Source organism: Escherichia sp. E4385, assembly GCF_963883145.1.
Lineage (GTDB): Bacteria > Pseudomonadota > Gammaproteobacteria > Enterobacterales > Enterobacteriaceae > Escherichia.
The window spans coordinates 1-5638 of sequence record NZ_CAWOOJ010000034.1 but is presented as its reverse complement, the minus strand read 5'-3'; the positions used below and the strand labels follow the sequence as shown (position 1 = coordinate 5638).

The 5638-nt window shown below is 47.7% G+C and carries 7 protein-coding genes and 1 pseudogene; all 8 read left to right on the top strand.

Translation table 11 applies throughout. The features are described 5' to 3' along the window. Positions 1-1779 (top strand): type VI secretion system tip protein TssI/VgrG (tssI, locus tag AACS80_RS23695; protein ID WP_138184031.1); only part of this gene is annotated, 1779 nt, incomplete at its 5' end. A gap of 165 nt (positions 1780-1944) precedes the next feature. Continuing rightward, positions 1945-2511, top strand: coding sequence for a T6SS effector amidase Tae4 family protein (locus AACS80_RS23690; protein WP_138184030.1), 567 nt, complete (start codon positions 1945-1947; stop codon positions 2509-2511). Continuing rightward, positions 2511-2945: a hypothetical protein gene (locus AACS80_RS23685; protein WP_138184029.1), complete on the top strand. Its 435-nt coding sequence runs from the start codon at positions 2511-2513 to the stop codon at positions 2943-2945. Before AACS80_RS23690 ends, AACS80_RS23685 begins: the two co-directional genes overlap by 1 nt. A gap of 234 nt (positions 2946-3179) precedes the next feature. After that, positions 3180-3464, top strand: coding sequence for a type VI secretion system PAAR protein (locus tag AACS80_RS23680; protein ID WP_135411019.1), 285 nt, complete (start codon positions 3180-3182; stop codon positions 3462-3464). 17 nt (positions 3465-3481) lie between these two features. Beyond that, positions 3482-3829 (top strand): annotated as a pseudogene (locus AACS80_RS23675) (contractile injection system protein, VgrG/Pvc8 family); the annotation flags it as partial. A gap of 76 nt (positions 3830-3905) precedes the next feature. Beyond that, entirely contained in the window at positions 3906-4688 is a 783-nt protein-coding gene (locus tag AACS80_RS23670) for a peptidoglycan-binding protein (protein WP_240730962.1), read from the top strand. Positions 4689-4708: 20 nt separating this feature from the next. After that, entirely contained in the window at positions 4709-5173 is a 465-nt protein-coding gene (locus AACS80_RS23665; protein ID WP_138184028.1) for an adhesin, read from the top strand. 37 nt (positions 5174-5210) lie between these two features. Continuing rightward, positions 5211-5638 (top strand): contractile injection system protein, VgrG/Pvc8 family (locus AACS80_RS23660; RefSeq protein ID WP_276609464.1); only part of this gene is annotated, 428 nt, incomplete at its 3' end.

Sequence of the window (5638 nt, the reverse complement as noted above, 5' to 3'; positions counted from 1 at the left end):
ACGCAGGATTATACGTTCAAAACGCCGGGGTGGCCGGGGTACTACAGCCATGACGGGGAGAGCCTGAACGGACAGGGAACGCAGTACGAGATATTTGATTATCCGGGGCGTTTCAAGGATGAGCAGCATGGCCGGGACTTTGCGCGCTACCAGACGGAAGGGTGGCGGAACGGGTCGGAGACGGCGAACGGGGTGTGTAACACGGCGCGGCTGTGGCCGGGAACGCGGTTCCGGCTGACGGGCCATCCGTCAGGGACGCTGAACCGGGAATGGCAGGTAACGGGAAGCACACTGCGGGGAGAACAGCCGCAGGCGCTGCACGGGAGTCACGGCGAGGGAACGACGCTGAGTAACCAGTTTGAGGTGATACCGGCGGACAGGACGTGGCGTCATGCGCCGCTGCCGAAGCCGAAGGTGGACGGCCCACAGAGTGCCATCGTGACCGGGCCGAAGGGCGAGGAGATATTCTGCGACGAACATGGCCGGGTACGGGTGAAGTTCCACTGGGACCGTTATCACGGGATGACGGAGGAGAGTTCATGCTGGATACGGGTGTCGCAGGCGTGGGCGGGACCCGGGTTCGGCAACCTGGCGATACCGCGAGTGGGTCAGGAAGTGATAGTGGACTTTCTGAACGGTGACCCGGACCAGCCGATAATCATGGGACGGACCTACCATGAAGATAACCGTTCACCGGGCGACCTGCCGGGAACGAAGACGCAGATGACCATCCGCTCAAAAACCTATAAAGGAAGTGGCTTTAACGAACTGCGTTTTGAGGACGCCACCAGTAATGAGCAGGTGTATATCCACGCGCAGAAGAACATGGACACGGAGGTGCTTAACGACCGGACAACGGATGTGAAGCATGACCATACGGAAACCATCGGCAATGACCAGAAAATCACGGTGGTGAAGGGGCAGACGGTTGAGGTCGGGACCAGAAAAGAAGGGGGCCACGACCAGAGTATCACGGTGGCGAACGACCGGCGCATAACGGTACGTAATGACCAGACGCTGAAGGTGACGAACGACCGGACGGTGAGCGTGAGTCACGATGACGGTCTGTATGTCAGAAACGACCGGAAGGTGACGGTGGAAGGGAAGCAGGAGCATAAGACGACGGGAAACCATATCAGCCTGGTGGAGGGGAAGCACAGTCTGGAGGTGAAGGGCGACCTGGCAGAGAAGGTGAGTGGCGCGCTGGGGATAAAGGTGGACGGGGATATCGTGCTGGAGAGCTGCAGCCGGATAAGCCTGAAGGTGGGTGGCTCGTTCATCGTTATTCAGCCGGGCGGAGTGGATATTGCCGGGCCGAAGATAAACCTGAACGGCGGGGGCAGTGCAGGGACACCGGTGGGGACGATGCAGCCGGGTGTACTGGCGGCGCTGGCGGATGACGGGGGTGATGAAGAAGGCGAAGATGACGGGCAGGGCAATGGCGACTCCGGTGATGGAGAGGGGGGGGCCGGAGATGATGATAGTGGAAACGATTCGGACAATTCAGATGATGATGAAAAGGAAATTGTTTCTATTAGTTGGTCCTATGGTAACAATCGGACAAAAGTTCAGGATACATCCAGACACTATGTAGACCTCAATCTCCATGTGCAGACAAAAGGGTATAGTCCTGGGGAAAGTGTGTCCGTCGAAATAAAATATGATGACTTTGATGGTATGGAAAGATCTCTTGCTGTTAGCGGCACGGTAGATGAATCAGGTGAGATGGTTGTTGAGCAGGTTTTATCTGGGGCAGACGTCTGTACTTTAGATGAGTAGTTGTTTGGTAATATATGTCTGATGTTGTTGAATAAGAATTATATGATTAGCTGATCATTTAGATAACAGAATACATACTACTATGTTGTATTCACTTAAAGTCTGGCGATTGTTTACATGACAGTTTTACGTGATACTTATTCGTTGAATCAGTAAGGACTTATTATGGCAAAAAAAGTTACAGCTAGTGCGGGAAAACAAAAATCGACTGTTAATGTAAAAAGACCTGCATGGTCTGATGTCTATGAAGGATATCCAAAAGTCAATGGAGGCACCGAAATCGAGAGTGACTTACCTATGACTGATTTGTTTACATCAATTTTTGGGGCTGATTATGATACTACGCAATTCAATAATGGTTGTGCTACAAGAGTATCTCTTGGATTACTTTCTGGAGGATTAAAAAGAGTGGGGGAAAGAGATATTGTTATTAGTGAAAAATCTCATATCCATTATGGAAAATCAATAGAGCCTGGAGCTGCAAGATTAAAAGACTTTCTGATAAAAATATGGGGAAGTGCAGATTATGTCATTAAATATCCTCTAAGCTTTGACGATGTAAGCTCGGTATTAAATGATAAAAAAGGTGTTTATATAATGGTTTATAAAAGACCTGCGGATCATGGTGGCGCTACGGGACATGCTACACTATGGACTGGTAACAGAGCCATTGGCGGTAATGACCATGCTGATTCCAGTGCTTTTGCAATCTATTTTTGGGAATTGAAATAATGAAAGCTATATTTTTTATATTCTGTATTTTTTTTATGGGAAATTCATTGTTATATTCAGAGGCTAAAGCCAGTGAATCAGAAAGTACTCTGGATGATTATAAAATATTTGCACTCGCTAAATGTATTACCAGTAATTATGAAAAAATGGGGGTTGATTTTACAAAACTACCATTGAAAGATAACACTATGGGGTTTATTGATATTGATGCCGGGCTCGCTTTTTATCGAAATAAGGATAATGTTTTAGCATCTTTCATTAATAACAAAACAGGGGGTTTTTACAGGCCAAAACAAACTAGTGGTGATTTAGCATCTTCAAATATGGTTATATACGACTGCGTAAATTTTTATCATTCAAAAGAGTTGGATGTATTTCTAAAAAAAATCATTCATGAGAGGACTGTCGAAATTGAGAGAAACGCACTCGAATAGATAATTCTGGCGGTGACTTTGTTTTTTTTGAATGCAATGCAATATATAAAAATTGTATTTGTCTAAAATAATATAAAATATCCAAGAAAAATATCATTCGTTATTAAAGTGTCTAAGCGTTTTTACATAAGTACTTTACATCGTTTAGTTTAAAAACGCGGCTATCAATAAATATCGCAAAGGATTTGCGATATAATTCAATATGTAAATTATACAACACATAAGGAAACTTATATGCCCACAGCAGCCAGACTCAGCGATAAAGGCACCCAGCATGACGGTTATTATGAGACCGCCATTATTGCGGGTTCCTCCACCGTCTTTATTGACGGATTACCCGCCGCCCGTCAGGGCGACCCGCTGATGCCACATTCTAAACCGGACCATCCGCCTCACCCCCGTAAAATCGCAGGCGGCTCTTCTTCTGTCTTTATTGACGGCCTGCCCGCAGCCAGAACCGGCGATGCCATTGACTGCGGCGGCGTGGTTATCGGTGGCGGCACCGTGAATATAGGCTGATTAATCAGGGAGGTCATATGTCCTCAGAAGGATTACGTTTCACGCTGTCGGTGGACGGTATCGTGGAGATGGCGACGGCGGTGGTGAGCTTCCGTCTGTACCAGCACCACTGCACGCCGCTCATCCTGGATGTGGATATCGCCAGCGGGCTGTTCGACCTGACGGCAGAGGATTTTCTGGAGAAGAAGGCGGTGCTGACGGTCTGGCAGGGTGATATCCCGCAGCGTTACGTCAGCGGTATCGTGACGGAGGTGCAGCTCGGTGAGAACAACGACTGGCAGATGCGTTATTCCCTGGGCATCAGCCCGCCGCTGTGGCGTGCAGGATTACGGCAGAACTTCCGTATCTTCCAGCAGCAGGATATCTGCGATCCCGCCCTATAGTGCGAGCATTATGGTTTTTCTTTTATAGTTATTTCGTTTAGTCAGGCAGGGAGAATATATGGCTGCAACACTTTGGATGTTTTCAAACAATAGTGATGTGAAAAAGTTGCAACAATTACTCAATAGAAATGAATTTACTCCACTACTCGTAGAGGACGGTATATTTGGAAAAAATACATACGACGCAGTGAAAATATTTCAGCGGTATAATGGGTTAAATGATGATGGCATCGTAGGGCCACAGACCTGGCGGAAACTGGGTGTTCCTGATCATTTAACGCGGAGTTCACCTGGCTCTCCCGCGAGTCCTTCTTCGGGGCCATCCCGGAGTCCTTCTACTGATTCAAATGGTACTGTTGCCGAGACTGGTGAGGGATTCTGTTTTCCATTCCCCGTACTTCCTGCGCGATCATGGACAAACGGCGGTCGTCAATTTGGGGCGTCGCGCAGTGAGGGCCGCAGACATGCCGGTTGTGATTTGATATTCCCCCGAGGAACGCTTATTTATGCTGTTGCTGATGGCGTATTAGTTCAGCCTCCATATCTGTTTTACGAGGGTACTTCTGCTGTAGAAATTAGACATGGCAACCTTCTCCTTCGCTATGGCGAAATTATTAATGGATCATACGTCGGTGGGCAAACGGTCAAAAAAGGTCAGGTTATTGCTAAGGTGGGGAGACTGCATTCGGGTTCATCTATGTTGCATCTGGAGATTTATACGAATGCGACCTCATCGGGTCGCCTGACAGATCGCAACAGAGCGCCTTATCAAAGACGTTCTGATGTGACAGATCCTGCCCCATATCTGGATGTATGGAAAAATAATCTGCCTACCCCCTGATGTTCAAGGAATCAATAAAAATGCTCAAAAAAATAATACTATTTTTGGCTCTGATATCGTCGAATTTTGTTGTTTGTCTTGCAGCAGATTCAGGAAATATATTATCGGAAGACCCTGTTGTGAATAATTTTGGCGTTGATGAAGTCGTAGGCTTGCCTCATCCTGTTTGTACTTTGAGTCTGGCTGAAAATAATGAGAAACATCTTTATAATTATGTTGAGGGTGGTATCTGCCCTGTGGGCGGTGAAAGTTGTCCCTATTCAGCCATCATGAAACTGAATGGCAAGATGACGATATTAAAACAGATATCGACAAATAAAAATATCAGTATTTTTAAGAATGATGAGGTATCGATTATCACAACACAAAGTCCAGTTAAAGGAGCTGTGGTGGATGAAGAAGGTGGTGATGTGAATGCCGTTATCGTAATCAAAACAAAAAATAGCGAAATAAAACTTAATATGTCCGGGTACTGTGGTATTTAAACCCGGGCTATTATCGCTGATTAATCAGGGAGATTATATGTCCTCAGAAGGATTACGTTTCACGCTGTCGGTGGACGGTATCGTGGAGATGGCGACGGCGGTGGTGAGCTTCCGTCTGTACCAGCATCACTGCACACCGTTCATCCTGAATGTGGATATCGCCAGCGGGCTGTTCGACCTGACGGCGGAGGATTTTCTGGAGAAGAACGCGGTGCTGACGGTCTGGCAGGGTGATATCCCGCAGCGTTACGTCAGCGGTATTGTGACGGAGGTGCAGCCTGGTGAGAACAACGACTGGCAGATGCGTTATTCCCTGAGCATCAGCCCGCCGCTGTGGCGGGCAGGATTACGGCAGAACTTCCGTATCTTCCAGCAGCAGGACATTCAGACGATATCGGCGCAGCTTCTTGACGAGAACGGAGTGACGGCATGGATGCCGCTGTTTTATGAAGACCATCCGGCGCG

Bases quoted from the DNA above. Each gene is read 5' to 3' on its own strand.
- AACS80_RS23690 (WP_138184030.1), top strand. From the start codon at position 1,945: ATGGCAAAAAAAGTTACAGCTAGTGCGGGAAAACAAAAATCGACTGTT.
- AACS80_RS23685 (WP_138184029.1), top strand. From the start codon at position 2,511: ATGAAAGCTATATTTTTTATATTCTGTATTTTTTTTATGGGAAATTCA.
- AACS80_RS23680 (WP_135411019.1), top strand. From the start codon at position 3,180: ATGCCCACAGCAGCCAGACTCAGCGATAAAGGCACCCAGCATGACGGT.
- AACS80_RS23670 (WP_240730962.1), top strand. From the start codon at position 3,906: ATGGCTGCAACACTTTGGATGTTTTCAAACAATAGTGATGTGAAAAAG.
- AACS80_RS23665 (WP_138184028.1), top strand. From the start codon at position 4,709: ATGCTCAAAAAAATAATACTATTTTTGGCTCTGATATCGTCGAATTTT.